We start from the raw sequence: 16,078 nt of genomic DNA, 5'->3' as shown, positions 1-16,078 counted from the left end.
CTTATTTGAGGGGAGGTGTATGGCATGAGCAATAACAGCTTTCGCTTTTCACAGAAGATTGTCGGTCAGGAGAGAAAAGCCATTGCCTCGGTCATAGCTGAAGCCCTTGAAGGCCAGGTGCGCTATGCCGGAGCACCGGAGTTTTTGTATGAGATTAAAGACGAAAAATCTGCTGGCAGTTGGACGATTGACAGGGACAGTGTGGTTCACTCACCGAAAATCAGTCTCAATGAAATAAAAACCATCCGTTCAGTTATTGACACGTTGAATGTGGAGGGCTTTTCAGCAGAGGGAACCATGACAATTACTCTTTCGTTGGAGGGCTTTAGCACGATTAGCCTTGAAAACCTAAATAATATGCTGGCCAGCAAAGAGACATTGATAAAGAAGGCGATGTTGATTGAGGGGGAACTTGCAGTCTTAGCTGAAAATGATGAGATTTCCTTCCCTTTCTGGAACGCGACTTTAAATGCTGATGAAGTGCAGACCTATATAACGCTGGCAAAGCAGATGGCAGAACAGGCAAAATTACAGAAGCGAGTACTACGAAAAGAAAAACCAACAGATAATGAAAAATATGCTTTTCGCTGTTTCCTGCTTAGGTTGGGGTTTATAGGTGATAACTTCAAAACTGAACGCAAGGTGTTACTTTCAAGGCTGTCCGGTAACGGGGCGTATCGGAAAGGCAGAGCAAAGGCGGTGGACGAAAATGAATGATTTTCATAGCACCGCCTTCTTTGTCAAGCATCCGTTTAGAATAGAGGATTTAAAAGTGCCGCATCGGTATGAGACGAGGAAACGATTTGTAGTTGTAAAAACTATCGAGCTATCAAAGATTGATTATGATAACTTCGTTGCCGACCTATGTGTTGATCGCATTTTCATTGAGGAAAATAAAGGGCTTTGTCACGTTAATGAGGATGGAGTGTGGCGTTGCCTGCTGGTTAAGCAGCGGGGACGGTCTGATGGAGTGTTGGTAATGCCGGATGGTAGAGATTACCCAAAGTATGCCGCATATTATCCTGGAGAGGAGGACGAACTATGAGTGCAAGAGGCTTCCCTTCAAAAGAAACAGTCCTTCGCATTAAAGAGCAGTATCCGCCGGGAACACGTGTTGAGCTTATCTGCATGAATGATCCGTATTCTAAGCTGAAACCTGGAGACCAAGGAACAGTATCTTTCGTGGATGATATCGGAACTGTTCATATCAACTGGGACTGCGGTTCTTCTTTGGGTGTAGCCTATGGTATAGATGTGATCAGAAAGCTGTAAATGTACACAATTCAAGATGTGTAAAATTGTTCAAAATCCAGTGGAAACTCACGCAGAATTGCCTTGCTATCCTGTGTTTTCAATGGCCTAATGTACACTGCCAAAGGGCAAAAAACACAGAGAAAGCGAGGAAAAAGCGCAATGCTTACAACGAGATTTGGAATCGAGGTAGAATTGACGGGGATTACAAGAAAACAAGCGGCAAAAACTGCAGCAGCTTTTCTTGGAGGGAGGGTTGAATCCAGCGGAGATTATTACGATACCCAAAAGGTTATTGCACCGGATGGACGGATATGGAAATTCATGAGCGACGGGAGCATCCGGACTCAGAAAAAGGAAAACGGCAGGATTGTGGCGGCTGGCCGGGAATATAGCGTCGAGTTGGTAAGCCCGATACTGACATACCGCGAAGACATTGAAACCCTGCAGGAATTGATAAGGAGGCTTCGCAAGGCTGGAGGTTTTGCAAACACAAGTTGTGGAATTCATATCCATATAGACGGTGCAGACCACACACCGCGAAGCATCCGTAATTTTATCAACATTATCGCCAGCAAGAATGACCTTTTCTATAAAGCATTGCAGATTGAGCCGGACAGAATGCGGTTTTGTAAAAAGATGGATGCGGCACTGGTTGAGAAGATGAATCGGCGTAAGCCCAAAACCATGGCGGCGATTGAGAGCATCTGGTACGAAGGTTACAGCGAAAGCCGAAGCACCCATTACCATAATAGCAGATACCACTTTTTGAACCTGCACAGCTTTTTTAATGGCAATGGGACAATTGAGCTTCGAGGCTTTAACAGCGAACTTCATGCGGGAAAAATTAGAAGCTACATAGTGCTTGCCCTTGCGTTAAACCATCAGGCGTTAACGCAAAAATGCGCTTCCAGCAAGAAACCACAGGTTGAAAATGAGAAGTTTGCCATGCGGACATATCTCAACCGCATAGGACTTATTGGTGATGAGTTCAAAAACTGCCGGGAGCATCTTTGCAAACACCTTGATGGTAACGCTGCATGGCGGTTTCGGGCAGCATAGATAGACAAGCGCAGGGGTGGCTCTCCGCCTCTGCCTTGGTAAATACAAGGAGGATGATACGATGAGCAAAGAAAAAGGAACCATATATTTAGCATACGGAAGCAATCTGAACTTAAGGCAGATGGCATACCGCTGCCCAACGGCAAAAGTGCTGGGGAGTGCAAAACTCACAGGATACCGGCTGTTATTCAGAGGAGGGAATGGCGGCGCAGTAGCGACAATAGAAAAACAAAAAGGTGAAAGTGTACCAGTAATGCTTTGGAGAATCATGCCTAATGATGAGAAAGCGCTGGACAGATATGAAGGTTATCCGCATCTATACCGGAAAGAAACGGTTAAGGTACGTTTCAAAGGGCAGTGGGTACCCGCAATGGTGTATATCATGAATGAAGGTAGACCTTTGGGAGCACCGGGTCGTTACTATTACGAGGTGATTCGGCAGGGCTATTTAGATGCGGGTTTTGATATTTCATTTCTCAATAAAGCGGTAAGAGATTCAATTTCAGCGGCAGAGAAGTCAGAGGTGTAGGACATGGGTACAGATTATGGCCATACGGGACAGCGGTGCCTGTAATATGTTTGACTTGCCAAGAGTACAGGAAGAGGCATATAAAATGGGGTTTTATGAATTAGTAGTATTTCTTAATGAACACAAGAAAGAATATGCCGAGTTTATCCTGACAGGCAAACGATAACGGTTATAACGTAACAAGTTTCATAGAAATCCACTAAGGAGAGGAACTTCATCTATGAGGTTCCTTTTTTCTTGCTCAATTTTAGGAAAGGAGGCGGCAAAGCTGCGGAAGTTAAAACGGTATAAACCAACCAAGTTTATGGCGGAAGGTTCTCGATATGACAAGGAAGCGGCTGATGCCGCTGTTACTTTTATAAACTGCCTGAAGCATACCAAGGGTGAATGGTATGGAATGCCTTTTGAATTAATTGACTGGCAGGAACAGATTGTCCGGGATATATTCGGAATCTTGAAACCTAACGGATACAGGCAGTTTAACACTGCCTATATAGAAATTCCAAAAAAGCAGGGTAAGAGCGAACTTGCAGCGGCAATTGCTTTATATCTTACCTGTGGTGATTTCGAGCATGGTGGCGAGGTTTATGGATGTGCGTCTGATCGTCAGCAGGCATCCATTGTTTTCGATGTTGCAGTAGATATGGTGGAACAGTGTCCGGCATTAAAATCTCGAATTAAACCAATGCTGTCACAGAAGCGGCTGGTTTATAAACCGTTAGGCAGTTTTTATCAGGTGCTTTCAGCGGAGGCATATACAAAACATGGCCTAAACGTCCATGGTGTGGTATTTGACGAACTTCATGCTCAGCCAAACAGGGATCTTTATGATGTAATGCTTCACGGATCTGGCGATGCAAGAAAACAACCGCTGTTTTTCCTGATCACAACTGCTGGCACAGACCGCAATTCCATCTGCTGGGAAGTACATCAAAAGGCTGAGGATATTCTTCAAGGGCGTAAGATAGATCCGACTTTCTACCCTGTTATCTACAGCGCAGCCGATACCGATGACTGGACAAGTGAAAAGGTATGGAGAAAGGTTAACCCGTCACTGGGCATTACAGTCGACATCGAAAAATTGAGGGTGGCTTGTGAAAATGCCAAGCAAAATCCTGCAGAGGAAAATTTATTCCGTCAGCTCCGCTTAAATCAGTGGGTGAAACAATCGGTGCGCTGGATGCCAATGGATAAATGGGATAAGTGTGCGTTTCCTGTTGATGCAGAAAAATTGCGCGGCAGAACCTGTTACGGAGGACTTGACCTGTCATCTACTACCGATATTACCGCCTTTGTGCTGGTGTTTCCACCGCTTGATGAATCTGATAAATATCAGATTCTACCTTTTTTCTGGATACCGGAGGAGAATATTGATCAGCGTGTGCGGAGAGATCATGTGCCTTATGATGTCTGGGAGAGGCAAGGCTTTTTATATACCACTGAGGGTAACGTCGTGCATTATGGATTTATCGAAACCTTTATTGAGGAACTCGGAATGAAATATAACATTAAGGAAATAGCCTTTGACCGCTGGGGCGCAATTCAGATGACGCAAAACCTCGAGGCTTTGGGGTTTACGGTTGTTCCATTCGGTCAGGGTTTCAAGGATATGTCGCCGCCTACAAAAGAGTTGATGAAGCTGACATTGGAAGAACGCATCGCCCATGGTGGTAATCCAGTACTGCGGTGGATGATGGACAATATCTATGTCAAAACCGATCCCGCCGGAAACATTAAGCCGGATAAAGAAAAATCCACCGAGAGAATAGATGGTGCGGTAGCGTTAATTATGGCGCTTGACCGCGCGTTAAGGCATGACGGGGATGAACGCAACGGATCAATTTATGATGAAAGGGGGCTGTTGATTATATGAGTGTATTTTCCCGTTTGTTCAAAGCAAGGGATAAGCCGAAAAACAGCCTGTTCGGTAATGCATATAGCTTTTTCTTCGGCGGCACATCCAGCGGAAAAGCTGTCAATGAGCGGACTGCTATGCAGACAACTGCAGTGTATGCCTGTGTAAGGATACTTGCAGAAGCCATCGCGGGGCTTCCGCTTCATGTGTACCGCTATAAAGAAGACGGTGGCAAAGAAAAAGCGTTGACCCACCCGCTCTATTATTTACTCCATGACGAACCAAACCCTGAGATTACTTCATTCGTGTTCCGAGAAACACTGATGAGTCATCTTCTTTTATGGGGAAATGCTTACGCTCAAATTATTAGGGACGGTTCCGGACGAGTGCTGGCGCTTTATCCACTTTTGCCAAACAAAATGACGGTAGACAGGGCTCCAAACGGAGAACTGTTTTACACTTATCGGCGCGACAGCGATGAGAGCAGGGTTAATCCAAAAGCAGGCCTTATATACCTACGAAGTGATGAGGTTCTTCACATCCCGGGACTCGGTTTTGACGGACTGATCGGATACTCCCCTATTGCTATGGCCAAGAACGCCATAGGCATGGCTATTGCCTGTGAGGAGTATGGTGCATCCTTTTTTGCCAACGGAGCAAATCCGGGTGGCGTTCTGGAACATCCCGGCGTATTAAAGGATCCGGCAAAGGTGCGAGAAAGCTGGAACGCTGTTTATCAAGGAAGTGCCAATGCTCATCGCATTGCAGTTCTGGAAGAGGGAATGAAGTTTCAACCAATCGGCATTCCACCCGAACAGGCACAGTTTTTAGAGACAAGAAAGTTTCAGATAAATGAAATTGCTCGGATATTCCGAGTACCTCCCCATATGGTTGGAGATCTTGAAAAGTCAAGCTTTTCAAACATCGAACAACAATCTCTGGAATTTGTTAAATACACGCTTGACCCGTGGGTGGTGCGTTGGGAACAGGCTCTCCAAAAAGCGCTGCTTTTACCATCAGAGAAGCGGGCATACTTTGTCAAATTCAATGTAGATGGCCTTCTGCGCGGTGATTATGCAAGCCGCATGAATGGTTATGCTGTAGCTCGCCAGAACGGCTGGATGTCTGCTAACGATATCCGCGAGCTTGAGGACATGAACCGGATTCCGGCGGAGTTGGGCGGAGATCTGTATCTTGTTAACGGTAACATGACCAGGCTTGCCGATGCAGGTGCATTTGCAGGCAAAAACAATGCTGAAACGGAGGGATCAAAAGTTGAATAAATCACAAAATCAAAAACCGGTTCGCCGCTTTTGGAACTGGATACAAAACGATGATGGCAGCCGGACATTATATATTGACGGCCCAATAGCTGAAGAAAGCTGGCTGGGAGACGAAGTAACTCCCAAGCAGTTCAAATCAGAGCTGTTGTCCGGAGAGGGTGATATAACGATCTGGATCAACAGCCCTGGCGGAGATATATTTGCAGCTAATCAAATTTACAACATGCTTATGGATTACAAAGGCAAAGTGACGGTAAAGATTGACGGTATTGCAGCCAGCGCCGCTTCGGTCATAGCTATGGCCGGAGGTGACGTCTTTATGTCACCAGTCAGCATGATGATGATTCACAACCCTATGACAATAGCCATCGGTGATACAGAAGAAATGGAGAAAGCTATCGCAATGCTGGAAGAAATAAAGGAATCCATCATCAACGCTTATGAACTGAAAACCGGACTTTCCAGGGCAAAAATATCGCACCTAATGGATGCAGAAAGCTGGTTTAACGCAAGAAAAGCGGTGGAACTTGGCTTTGCCGATGGAATCTTGTTTATGGAGGATGAATCATTCCCATCCGAATTTGAAGTATCAGGAGGAATGATCTTCAGTAGGCAGGCAGTAACAAATTCCATCCTGCAAAAGCTTAAACCAAAAGAAAAACCAAAAGGAACACCAATTGAGTCGCTTGAAAAGCGGCTTTTTTTATTAAAACCTTAAGGAGGATTTGATTATGAGCAAAATACTGGAACTGCGTGAAAAACGCGCTAAAGTATGGGAAGCTGCTAAAGCTTTCCTCGACAGCAAACGCGGGAACGACGGACTGCTTTCACCGGAGGATACCGTGACTTATGAAAAAATGGAAGCCGACGTTATTGCGCTGGGCAAAGAAATAGAGCGTCTTGAGCGTCAGGCTGCCATAGATTTGGAACTGTCAAAACCGTTGAATATTCCTATTACAGACAAACCCACTTCCATATCTGGCAACAATGAAAAAACCGGACGTGCCAGCGATGAGTACAGGCAGTCTTTCTGGAACATGATGCGCGGCAGGCGCAAATATGACGTACACAACGCGCTGCAGATTGGAGAGGACACCGAAGGAGGATATCTTGTTCCCGACGACTTTGAGCGTACTCTTGTGGAAGCACTGGAGGAGGAGAATATCTTTAGGCAGATTGCCAATGTTATTACCACGTCCAGCGGTGACAAGAAAATTCCTGTGGTGGCAAGCAAGGGTACTGCATCCTGGGTGGATGAGGAAGGCCAGATTCCCGAAAGCGATGACTCCTTTGCACAGGTATCCATCGGCGCATATAAGCTGGCTACTATGATCAAGGTATCAGAGGAATTGTTAAACGATAGTGTATTTAACCTTGAACAGTATATAGCCAAAGAATTCGCTCGCCGAATCGGAGCAAAAGAGGAGGAAGCGTTTTTTATCGGCGACGGATCTGGAAAGCCAACCGGTATCTTGGCAGATAACGGCGGTGGCGAGATAGGAGTAACTGCGGCGAGTGCAACAGCTATTACCCTTGACGAGATCATGGACTTGTTCTACAGCCTAAAGTCTCCGTACCGCAGGAACGCTGTATTCATTATGAATGATTCGACAATTAAAGCTATAAGGAAGCTCAAAGACAACAACGGTCAGTATCTCTGGCAGCCTTCTGTAACTGCTGGAACACCGGATACTATCCTCAATCGTCCAGTTAAAACTTCTGCATTTATGCCAGCCATTGCCGCCGGAGCAAAAACGATTGTATTCGGCGATTTTTCTTATTACTGGGTGGCAGACCGTCAGGGCAGGGTTTTTAAGCGGCTTAATGAGTTGTATGCTGCGACCGGACAAGTTGGATTCATGGCAACCCAGCGTGTAGATGGCAAGCTGGTACTGTCTGAAGCAGTCAAGATACTGCAGCAGAAATCAGCTTAATGAAAACGGAGGTGCTGCGGCATGGAACTTTTGGAGAAGGTTAAAGCAAACCTCATATTGCAGCACAGCGAAGATGACGCACTTTTACAAGAGTATATCAAAGCCGCAGTTGCCTATGCGGAAAGTTACCAGAAAAAGCCGGAAGGATATTATGCCGAAAACCCAATGCTGCCTACTACTGAGCAGGCTGTCATTATGCTGTCGAGCCATTTTTATGAAAGCAGGGATGGCTCGACGGCTGGCTTTTTTGGGGATAGTGTGCAGGCAGGACAGCAGGTATGGAATACAGTTAACCTTTTGTTGCGGCTTGACCGGGATTGGAAGGTGTAAATATGGGCTTTGGGAAAATGAGAACTTTTGTGGATATTATCTCAACCAAGCCGGTTAAGGACAGTGAGGGTTTTACTGAAAAAGGTGATGTTATTCTTGCTTCGGTAAGGGCATACAAGGAAGATAGGCATGGCAGTGAAAAATGGGCAAACAGGGCGGCGTTTTCGCAGGCGTCTGCCCTGTTCCGCTTCCGTAAGATACCTAACCTGGAAGTTACCACAGATCTTGTACTCGTTTGCAGCGATGGCAGGTACAACATTATCAGTGTAGAGGATGTGAAGGGACGCGGAATGTATATTGAGGTGCTTGCGGAAAAAGTGAAATCAAGCAAAGCATAAAAGGAGGGGCTGCAACGTGGCTAAGGTGGAAGTTAAAATGCCGGAAGAGTTCTTGCTCAAGTTATCCAGACTTGGAGAAAGAACAGACGAAATCATACCTAAGGTGCTGGAAGCAGGCGGGGAAATGGTTCTTTCAAAAGTGAAGTCCAATCTTCAGTCAGTTATCGGGAGCGGCACTAAATATCCGTCCAGAGCAACCGGTGAATTGGTAAATGCTTTGGGACTCTCTCCTGCCAAACAGGATAGGGATGGAAACCACAACATAAAAATCGGCTTTACTGAACCAAGGAAGGATGGGGAAAGCAATGCGAAGATTGCTAATATTATTGAGTACGGCAAGTCCGGGCAGCCTCCAAGGCCCTTTTTGAAACCGGCAAAATCAGCTACAAGGAAGTCCTGCATCGAAGTAATGAAGTCAAGACTGGAACAGGAGCTGGGTCGTATATGAGCATATTGTCAGAATTAAACTCGTTATTGGATGGTTTGGGTATCCCCATTGAAACCGGGGTATTTAGCGGTGTACCGCCAGATGAGTACCTTGTCATTACTCCGATGACAGATACATTTGAAGTTTTTGCAGACAACCGGCCTCAGGTAGAAACCCAGGAGGTAAGGTTGTCTTTATTTATAAAGGGAAACTACACTGCCCGTAAAAACGAAATAGTGAACACATTGCTTCAAGCAGGCTTTACCATTACCGACAGGCGGTATATAGGCCATGAGGACGATACCGGCTATCACCACTATGCCATTGATGTGGCAAAAGAGTATGAAGTAAAGGAGGAATGAAAAACATGGCCACAATCGGACTGGACAGGTTATATTATGCCAAAATAACTGAGAATGAAAACGGAGAAGAGACATACGACACGCCTGTTCCGCTGGCTAAGGCTATTACGGCAGAGCTTTCTGTGGAGCTGGCAGAGGCGACACTTTATGCCGATGACGGGGCGGCAGAAGTGGTCAAGGAATTTCAAAGCGGCACCCTGACTCTTGGTGTTGCAGATATCGGAGTAGACGCTGCTGAGGTTTTGACGGGAGCCACTCTTGATGACAATAAGGTGCTGATTTCTGCCAGTGAGGATGGAGGCGCACCTGTGGCAATCGGCTTTAGAGCCAAGAAAGCTAACGGCAAGTACAGGTATTTTTGGCTTTATAGGGTAAAATTCGGAATCCCGGCTACAAATCTGCAAACGAAAGGTGATAGCATTACCTTTTCGACACCCACCATTGAAGGGACAGTCATGAGACGTAACAAACCAGATGGCCAGGGAAAGCACCCTTGGAAGGCGGAGGTCAGCGAAGACGATCCCGGTGTATCGCCTGAAACTATTACCGGCTGGTATACGGAAGTTTATGAGCCGGTATTTGCTGTGGGAGGAGGCAGCGAATAATGCAGGATAATGACAGAAGCGCAATTATCAAAATAGGCGATAAAGAATATCAGCTTATTCTAACCACTAAAGCGACAAAGGAGATTGCAAAAAGGTACGGCGGTCTTGAAAACCTCGGCACGAAACTGATGAAAACCGAGAACTTCGAGATGGCTCTTGACGAAGTGGTATGGCTGATTACACTGCTGGCTAACCAGAGCATTTTGATACACAACCTCAAAAATCAGGATAAGCGTGAACTCTTGACTGAAGAGACAGTGGAACTTCTCACATCTCCCTTGGAACTGGCAGCATATAAAGACGCTATCATGGAAGCAATGTTCAAGGGTACCAAAAGAAACGTTGAAAGTGAGGATGACTTAAAAAACACACCGGCCGAGTGAGCGATGAGGAATTGTTCACTCGGCTTCTATATTACGGCACTGTCCAGCTCAACCGTTCAGAGGATGAAGTATGGTTAATGCCTATTGGGTACCTGCTTGATTTATGGGAGTGCCATAAGCAGTTTTTAGGGCTGGCGAAACCAAAGCGTGTGCTGACCATTGATGATGTGATACCTTATGGAATTTAAAAATTTTGCAGGAAAGGAGGCGGTTATGTGGCAGACAATTTTGGCTTGAAGATCGGGATTGAAGGCGAAAAGGAATTTAAAAACGCCATTCGTGAGATCAACCAAAGTTTTAAGGTACTGGGTAGCGAAATGAACCTGGTCGCATCTCAGTTCGACAAGCAGGATAAGTCAGTTGAAGCTGTTACTGCAAGAAACAAGGTGCTTAACAAAGAGATCGAATTGCAGAAAGAAAAAATAGCTACTTTGGAGAAAGCGCTTGCCAATGCCGCCTCATCTTTTGGAGAAACCGACAGACGTACTCAGTCGTGGCAAATACAGCTTAATAATGCAAAAGCCGAACTGAACAAAATGGAGCGCGAGCTCGAACAGTCTGCTGAAAGTGCAGACGAGCTTGGGGACGAATTGAAGGAAAGTGGAGACAATGCCGAAAAATCCAGCTCGAAATTTGAGAAGCTGGGCAGCGTTCTTAAAGGTGTTGGCGCGGCTATGGGTGCTGCAGCGGCCGCAGCGGGCGCGGCTGCCATCAAGCTGGGAAAAGAGGTCGTGGAGCAGTTTGGTGAGCTTGAGCAGAACCTTGGCGGTTCTGAAGCTGTGTTTGGCGAATATGCTGCACGTATCCAAAAAACGGGAGAAGAAGCCTACAAGAATCTGGGCTTGTCCCAATCCGAGTACCTTGCCACCGCCAACAAAATGGGCGCACTGTTTCAGGGTGCTGGTGTCGATCAGCAAAAAAGTCTGGAACTTACTGAGAAGGCCATGCAACGGGCGGCAGATATGGCTTCGGTTATGGGCATTGACATGCAGACTGCCATGGAATCCATCGCTGGCGCAGCCAAGGGTAACTTCACCATGATGGATAATCTGGGTGTCGCCATGAACGCCACTACCATCGAAGCTTATGCTCTTGCAAAAGGGCTGGATTTTGCCTGGAATAGCGCAACCAATGCCGAAAAGGCCGAGATCGCCATGCAGATGTTTTTTGAAAAAACCGAACAGTATGCTGGCAACTTCGCAAGAGAGTCTACCCAGACCATCAGCGGTTCCATTGGTCTTTTACAAGCCTCTCTAAGTTCGTTTATAGCAGGACTTGGCAATGCGAACGCTGATATGACGAACCTAACACAAAATCTTGTGGATGCCTTTCAGGCTGTAGTTAAAAATATTGTACCGGTTTTGGAAAATATAGTGGCTGCTCTGCCGGAGGCAACCGGTGCGATTATCTCAGCAGTCAAAGATCTGCTTCCCGTGCTGTTGCAAACTGTAACTGAATTGTTCTCTCAGGTGCTTCAAACTCTCTTGAGCCTGCTGCCGGAGCTGATCCCGGCGGCAGTAGATGCAGTCATGACCATTGCAGGTGCACTCATTGATAACCTGCCTTTACTCATTGATGCAGCGGTGCAGCTAATCACAGCGTTGGTAATGGGGCTTGGAGAAGCATTACCGGAGCTAATTCCAGCAGCGGTTCAAGCAGTGATCACCATTGTGCAAGGGCTGCTGGATAATATGGACAAAATCCTTGAAGCTGCTTTTACATTGATTCAGGGACTGGCGCAGGGACTTTTAAATGCATTGCCAGAACTAATTGAAGCACTGCCGAGGATAATTACAACAATCATTGACTTTGTGACGAACAATATGCCGAAGATCATAGAATTGGGAATTACGCTTATCGTACAGCTTGCTGCCGGGCTTGTGAAAGCCATTCCAGAACTAGTAAAGTCTTTACCTCAGATTGTTGCGGCTATTATAGAAGGTTTGGGCAAGGCGGTTGTTTCAGTGGTTGAGATTGGTAAGAACATTGTAAAAGGCATCTGGGAAGGTATTAAAAGCCTTGGTAGCTGGATTAAGGATAAGGTTTCCGGTTTCTTTTCCGGTATTGTTGATGGAGTAAAGAATTTTCTTGGAATCAGATCTCCGTCCACTGTTTTTGAAGGTATTGGCGGCAATATGGCACTGGGTATTGGTGAGGGATTTGACAAGGCTATGGCCAGAGTGGCGGACGATATGCAAAATGCAGTGCCGACAGATTTTAATATATCTCCTGATATTAATGTAAGTGGAAGAGGTGGATTTAGCGGTTTAGCTTCTGGGCCGCTTGTTGTGGTGCAGCAGATGATTGTTCGTGGTGAAGAAGACATACGTAGGATTTCACAGGAGTTATATAACCTGATGCAGACAGGTTCAAGGGCGCAGGGACGTTTTATAACAGCGTAATGGAGGGAAGCATATGGGATTTATCTACAATGGAATATCGTCGCAAAGTATGAAAATACGAGCAAGACTTACCAAATGGCAGGTCTCCCCTGCCCTGCGCAATTCCTTTGAAACTGTGCCGGGCAAAGCAGGTATTGCAGATTTTGGCTGCGACATATCAGAACGAAACATAATAATTAGCTGTAGTGTGCTTCCCCAGCGCAGTTTTGCCGATCTTGTATCGGTTCTTGATAATGTTGCTGAATGGTTAAATCCGGAAAACGGTCTTAAACAACTTGTTCTAGATGATTTGCCCGACCGATATTTCATGGCTCGCTTATCAGAAGCGGTTGACTGTGAGCGGATATTGCGGACAGCGGGCAGCTTTGAACTTCGGTTTGTTTGTCCCGACCCGTATGTTTACGCGTTGGAAGATGAGATATTTGTTCTTTCTGAAACAGGTCTGCATGAATTGGAGAGGGTTAAAGGAAATGCGGATTCCAATCCGGTTTATCTCTTGAAGGGTTTGATATCAACGTCCTCATCAAGCTATATTTCGCTTATTACAAACGGCGAGGAATTGCTAATTGTTGGCTCATTATCTGAAGGTGAAACTCTGATTGTCGACTCCGGCATGGTAACAGCTAAGGTTATTGATGAAACAGGCCGAACCTTGAGAAATGGTCTTCCCAGCCTGCAGGATCTGAATTTTCCAATTCTCAGGAAAGGTGTTAATCATATTGAGATTGCCGCAGAAAACGCGACCTTTACTGAGTTAAAAATACAGGCAAAAAGCAGATGGAGGTGATAACATGGCGATAAAATCAATTCTAACGAGCCAAGAGGATTTTACCGGTGAGTTTCCTGTAACATCAAGGACGTCTGCTTTATGGCGATTTAATGAAAAAACACCAGACGAAAATCTTCAGCTTATGGATTCATCGGGACATGGCAGACATTTTACCATCTCCGGCTGGTCAGGTACATCAGCAAACCTTATTGCTGGAAGATTCGGAAGATACTTTAGGCAAAATATTGTTAATCCGACTTCTGAAAAGACCCATCTTATAGCAGAAAATGATGGGAGTTTCTTTAGCAATCTGGGCGAAAAGATTGTTGTAGGCGGTTGGATTAATCCTACCACCTATTCGGTTGGCCAGACATATATACCCATATTCAATACCCGCCAAGGACCTGGTCAGCCAATTTTTTATGTTTCACTTTATCAAGGAAGACTTAGGCTGATGTTGTATAACTCCTCCGGCACACTAATCTACGACCAGAGTGAAACGTCTACCATTACCTTGAAAAATGGCGGCTGGTACTTTATCGCCTCCATCATTGAAGTAAGCAACAAAAAGGTACAGAACATCATATGCGATCGCAGCGACGGGGCAACCTGGGTGTCGCCTGTGCGTTCCTTTTCGGGAGAGCTGAATCGGGAATGTATAGCAGACATTATTATGGGGATGCATGCAAATACCTACTACTATGCCGGAGGCTTCGACGACTGGTTTCTGGAAACGGACTCACAGCTTACAGCTGATGATTTGCTGTTATATTTTAAGTCGTCTTTACATGCAAACGGTGGGGACGCGGCTTCGGATGTAGATGCTTTGGCAGAGCCTGGCACAGTCACCCTAAAAGCAACAGATGGCGAGTATCCTGCAAGTGGCGTACTTTATACAAGGGCGGTTTCATGTGCTTTATCAGGTAGCGGCCGTGTAGCTGTCGCAAGCGAATATACTGCAGGTGTTACGTCAGTGTCTTTAGTAGAGACCAGCACAAGCGATGATCTTGAAGAATGGTCTGCATGGCAGGCTGTGGGAACCAGCGGTGAACTTCAATCGCCAAATCGGCAATATATAAGGTTCCGTGTTACCCTTACCAGCAGCGATCCGTTGAGGACGCCAAAACTTCTGGAAATACAGCTTCATGATATACCGAAAGCGCCCTATGAGAAATTAGGCTTTGCCCGTCCTGTGATTTTAGGCAAAAACGGAGCATGGGAAGCTGTTCTTGAAAATGCCTTTGATATCATTGTCACTGGTGAGGTGAACGGCGCGGATACGCTGGAATTCAAGCTTCCGTTCCATGATCCAAAAAGAAGCACACTGGAAAATGAAAAACAAGTGCAAATCGTAAATGACATTTACCGGATCCGGACCTTAACGGACAATAAAAGCGAAGATGGGCGTGTTATTACGCAAGTATATGCTGAAGCGGTATTTTACGATCTGTCTTTCAGTGCGGAAAAAGAACCTAGAGAATTCAATGCAGATACTGCAGATGTTCCGATGCAATATGCACTTTTGGGTACAGGTTGGACAGTAGGAAATGTTACTGTCACTACGAAACGGACATGGCAGTGTACAGAAAAAAATGCCTTATCCATCCTTCGCGCCGTACAGAATATTTATGGCGGCGATCTGGTGTTTGACAGCGCCAACCGCCAGGTACACCTTTTGACTTTTAGTGGTACTGATAGCGGAGCGCTTTTTTCATATAGAAAGAATTTGAAAAGTATTCAGCGGGTAGTCGATACACGTGAATTAGTGACAAGGCTCTATGCTTATGGAAAGGACGGATTGACCTTCGCATCAATTAATGGAGGTAAGGAATACGTAGAAGATTACACTTTTTCCAGTGAAGTGAGGGTGTCGACGCTTGATTGTTCGTCGTTTACAAATCCGTATCAGATGCTGGAATATGCAAAAATGCGGCTTGCAGAATATTCGAAGCCTCGCGTTTCTTATGTACTGTCTGCAATGGATTTATCTGCGCTAACCGGTTATGAGCACGAAGTATGGAAACTGGGTGATATTGTTACAGTGGACGATAAAGAACTAGGCCTTTTGGTAAAGACTCGTGTTGTGAGAAGGCAGTATAACTTGCAGGAGCCATGGAAAACAGTGATTGAGCTTTCAACTAAACTGCGGGAACTTGGCGATTCTTCAGCACAGTGGGACAAGGCAGCGGATGCGCTGTCCTCAGCAGAGTTGATAAACCGTCAGGAAATTAAAGATATGGTACCATTCAACCATCTGCGCAATTCCAGAGCGGATGATGGTTTTGCCTACTGGGTCAATTCCGGCTTTGAAGTGGATACTGAGAATGGTGTTTCGGGAACTGCTTCCTTCAAGGCTGTTGGTGTACCTGGTATGACAAAGAGTCTGTCACAGACGGTATACCCAGCAACACGTAAAAGTTATACATTTTCAGCGCAGATTGCTTCCGAAAACCTTGAAAAGGGCGAAAACGGCCAAGTTGGTGTTGAGATAGTCATTGAATACGAGGACGGTACAACAGAAACAAGATTTATAGACCTGATTTGAGGG

General features: G+C 45.8%; 20 protein-coding genes. All 20 read left to right on the top strand.

All coding sequences use genetic code 11. From position 1 onward, the window contains the following. Positions 1-24: 24 nt before the first annotated feature. Positions 25-717, top strand: a complete 693-nt coding sequence (locus SCACP_RS13495; RefSeq protein ID WP_425058030.1) for a virulence factor — start codon at positions 25-27, stop codon at positions 715-717. Next, positions 710-1,045 (top strand): DUF6329 domain-containing protein, encoded by a 336-nt coding sequence (locus SCACP_RS13490; protein ID WP_023062550.1) that lies wholly within the window; start codon positions 710-712, stop codon positions 1,043-1,045. The genes SCACP_RS13495 and SCACP_RS13490 overlap by 8 nt, the downstream gene beginning before the upstream one ends. After that, a complete protein-coding gene (locus tag SCACP_RS13485; RefSeq protein ID WP_038289639.1) occupies positions 1,042-1,272 on the top strand; it encodes a DUF4314 domain-containing protein in 231 nt (76 codons plus the stop codon). Before SCACP_RS13490 ends, SCACP_RS13485 begins: the two co-directional genes overlap by 4 nt. 141 nt (positions 1,273-1,413) lie before the next feature. Further along, positions 1,414-2,313, top strand: a complete 900-nt coding sequence (locus SCACP_RS13480) for an amidoligase family protein (protein WP_139903977.1) — start codon at positions 1,414-1,416, stop codon at positions 2,311-2,313. Positions 2,314-2,374: 61 nt separating this feature from the next. Continuing rightward, positions 2,375-2,842: a gamma-glutamylcyclotransferase family protein gene (locus SCACP_RS13475; RefSeq protein WP_023062547.1), complete on the top strand. Its 468-nt coding sequence runs from the start codon at positions 2,375-2,377 to the stop codon at positions 2,840-2,842. 16 nt (positions 2,843-2,858) lie between these two features. Then, entirely contained in the window at positions 2,859-3,008 is a 150-nt protein-coding gene (locus tag SCACP_RS13470; protein WP_041587426.1) for a DUF5049 domain-containing protein, read from the top strand. 54 nt (positions 3,009-3,062) lie between these two features. Continuing rightward, positions 3,063-4,715 (top strand): terminase large subunit, encoded by a 1,653-nt coding sequence (locus SCACP_RS13465; protein WP_014256685.1) that lies wholly within the window; start codon positions 3,063-3,065, stop codon positions 4,713-4,715. Beyond that, positions 4,712-5,980 carry a phage portal protein gene (locus SCACP_RS13460; RefSeq protein WP_425058029.1) on the top strand — a complete coding sequence of 423 codons (1,269 nt, stop codon included), beginning with the start codon at positions 4,712-4,714 and terminating at the stop codon, positions 5,978-5,980. The genes SCACP_RS13465 and SCACP_RS13460 overlap by 4 nt, the downstream gene beginning before the upstream one ends. Then, the gene (locus tag SCACP_RS13455; protein WP_425058028.1) at positions 5,973-6,698 is read left to right on the top strand and encodes a head maturation protease, ClpP-related; all 726 of its coding nucleotides are present in this window, start codon (positions 5,973-5,975) and stop codon (positions 6,696-6,698) included. The genes SCACP_RS13460 and SCACP_RS13455 overlap by 8 nt, the downstream gene beginning before the upstream one ends. A 13-nt stretch (positions 6,699-6,711) precedes the next feature. After that, positions 6,712-7,914, top strand: a complete 1,203-nt coding sequence (locus SCACP_RS13450; RefSeq protein ID WP_425058027.1) for a phage major capsid protein — start codon at positions 6,712-6,714, stop codon at positions 7,912-7,914. A 21-nt stretch (positions 7,915-7,935) separates the two neighbouring features. Beyond that, the gene (locus tag SCACP_RS13445) at positions 7,936-8,244 is read left to right on the top strand and encodes a head-tail connector protein (protein ID WP_046499149.1); all 309 of its coding nucleotides are present in this window, start codon (positions 7,936-7,938) and stop codon (positions 8,242-8,244) included. Between the two features lie 2 nt (positions 8,245-8,246). Then, on the top strand, positions 8,247-8,582 hold the full coding sequence (locus SCACP_RS13440; protein ID WP_004464014.1) for a head-tail adaptor protein: 336 nt from the start codon (positions 8,247-8,249) through the stop codon (positions 8,580-8,582). A gap of 16 nt (positions 8,583-8,598) precedes the next feature. Beyond that, positions 8,599-9,030 carry an HK97 gp10 family phage protein gene (locus tag SCACP_RS13435; RefSeq protein ID WP_425058026.1) on the top strand — a complete coding sequence of 144 codons (432 nt, stop codon included), beginning with the start codon at positions 8,599-8,601 and terminating at the stop codon, positions 9,028-9,030. Next, the gene (locus SCACP_RS13430) at positions 9,027-9,371 is read left to right on the top strand and encodes a hypothetical protein (RefSeq protein ID WP_003516028.1); all 345 of its coding nucleotides are present in this window, start codon (positions 9,027-9,029) and stop codon (positions 9,369-9,371) included. Before SCACP_RS13435 ends, SCACP_RS13430 begins: the two co-directional genes overlap by 4 nt. Positions 9,372-9,376: 5 nt before the next feature. Further along, positions 9,377-9,976, top strand: coding sequence for a major tail protein (locus SCACP_RS13425; protein ID WP_013782353.1), 600 nt, complete (start codon positions 9,377-9,379; stop codon positions 9,974-9,976). Further along, positions 9,976-10,359, top strand: a complete 384-nt coding sequence (locus SCACP_RS13420; protein ID WP_203635632.1) for a hypothetical protein — start codon at positions 9,976-9,978, stop codon at positions 10,357-10,359. The genes SCACP_RS13425 and SCACP_RS13420 overlap by 1 nt, the downstream gene beginning before the upstream one ends. Continuing rightward, on the top strand, positions 10,356-10,547 hold the full coding sequence (locus tag SCACP_RS13415) for a hypothetical protein (protein ID WP_425058025.1): 192 nt from the start codon (positions 10,356-10,358) through the stop codon (positions 10,545-10,547). Before SCACP_RS13420 ends, SCACP_RS13415 begins: the two co-directional genes overlap by 4 nt. A 27-nt stretch (positions 10,548-10,574) precedes the next feature. After that, positions 10,575-12,761 (top strand): phage tail protein, encoded by a 2,187-nt coding sequence (locus SCACP_RS13410; protein WP_425058024.1) that lies wholly within the window; start codon positions 10,575-10,577, stop codon positions 12,759-12,761. A 13-nt stretch (positions 12,762-12,774) separates the two neighbouring features. After that, a complete protein-coding gene (locus SCACP_RS13405; protein ID WP_014256677.1) occupies positions 12,775-13,548 on the top strand; it encodes a distal tail protein Dit in 774 nt (257 codons plus the stop codon). Positions 13,549-13,552: 4 nt separating this feature from the next. After that, positions 13,553-16,075 carry a phage tail spike protein gene (locus tag SCACP_RS13400; RefSeq protein ID WP_425058023.1) on the top strand — a complete coding sequence of 841 codons (2,523 nt, stop codon included), beginning with the start codon at positions 13,553-13,555 and terminating at the stop codon, positions 16,073-16,075. Positions 16,076-16,078 lie beyond the last annotated feature (3 nt).

It is taken from the genome of Sporomusaceae bacterium ACPt (assembly GCA_041428575.1).
Taxonomy (GTDB): Bacteria; Bacillota; Negativicutes; order Sporomusales; family Sporomusaceae; genus Sporomusa_D; species Sporomusa_D carbonis.
This window is presented reverse-complemented; position numbering and strand designations above follow the sequence as displayed.

Coding starts and splice junctions, on each gene's coding strand:
- SCACP_RS13420 (WP_203635632.1), top strand. CDS start 9,976: ATGCAGGATAATGACAGAAGCGCAATTATCAAAATAGGCGATAAAGAA.
- SCACP_RS13480 (WP_139903977.1), top strand. CDS start 1,414: ATGCTTACAACGAGATTTGGAATCGAGGTAGAATTGACGGGGATTACA.
- SCACP_RS13440 (WP_004464014.1), top strand. CDS start 8,247: ATGGGCTTTGGGAAAATGAGAACTTTTGTGGATATTATCTCAACCAAG.
- SCACP_RS13485 (WP_038289639.1), top strand. CDS start 1,042: ATGAGTGCAAGAGGCTTCCCTTCAAAAGAAACAGTCCTTCGCATTAAA.
- SCACP_RS13460 (WP_425058029.1), top strand. CDS start 4,712: ATGAGTGTATTTTCCCGTTTGTTCAAAGCAAGGGATAAGCCGAAAAAC.
- SCACP_RS13470 (WP_041587426.1), top strand. CDS start 2,859: ATGGCCATACGGGACAGCGGTGCCTGTAATATGTTTGACTTGCCAAGA.
- SCACP_RS13465 (WP_014256685.1), top strand. CDS start 3,063: ATGAGGTTCCTTTTTTCTTGCTCAATTTTAGGAAAGGAGGCGGCAAAG.
- SCACP_RS13400 (WP_425058023.1), top strand. CDS start 13,553: ATGGCGATAAAATCAATTCTAACGAGCCAAGAGGATTTTACCGGTGAG.
- SCACP_RS13445 (WP_046499149.1), top strand. CDS start 7,936: ATGGAACTTTTGGAGAAGGTTAAAGCAAACCTCATATTGCAGCACAGC.
- SCACP_RS13430 (WP_003516028.1), top strand. CDS start 9,027: ATGAGCATATTGTCAGAATTAAACTCGTTATTGGATGGTTTGGGTATC.
- SCACP_RS13450 (WP_425058027.1), top strand. CDS start 6,712: ATGAGCAAAATACTGGAACTGCGTGAAAAACGCGCTAAAGTATGGGAA.
- SCACP_RS13475 (WP_023062547.1), top strand. CDS start 2,375: ATGAGCAAAGAAAAAGGAACCATATATTTAGCATACGGAAGCAATCTG.
- SCACP_RS13490 (WP_023062550.1), top strand. CDS start 710: ATGAATGATTTTCATAGCACCGCCTTCTTTGTCAAGCATCCGTTTAGA.
- SCACP_RS13495 (WP_425058030.1), top strand. CDS start 25: ATGAGCAATAACAGCTTTCGCTTTTCACAGAAGATTGTCGGTCAGGAG.
- SCACP_RS13425 (WP_013782353.1), top strand. CDS start 9,377: ATGGCCACAATCGGACTGGACAGGTTATATTATGCCAAAATAACTGAG.
- SCACP_RS13405 (WP_014256677.1), top strand. CDS start 12,775: ATGGGATTTATCTACAATGGAATATCGTCGCAAAGTATGAAAATACGA.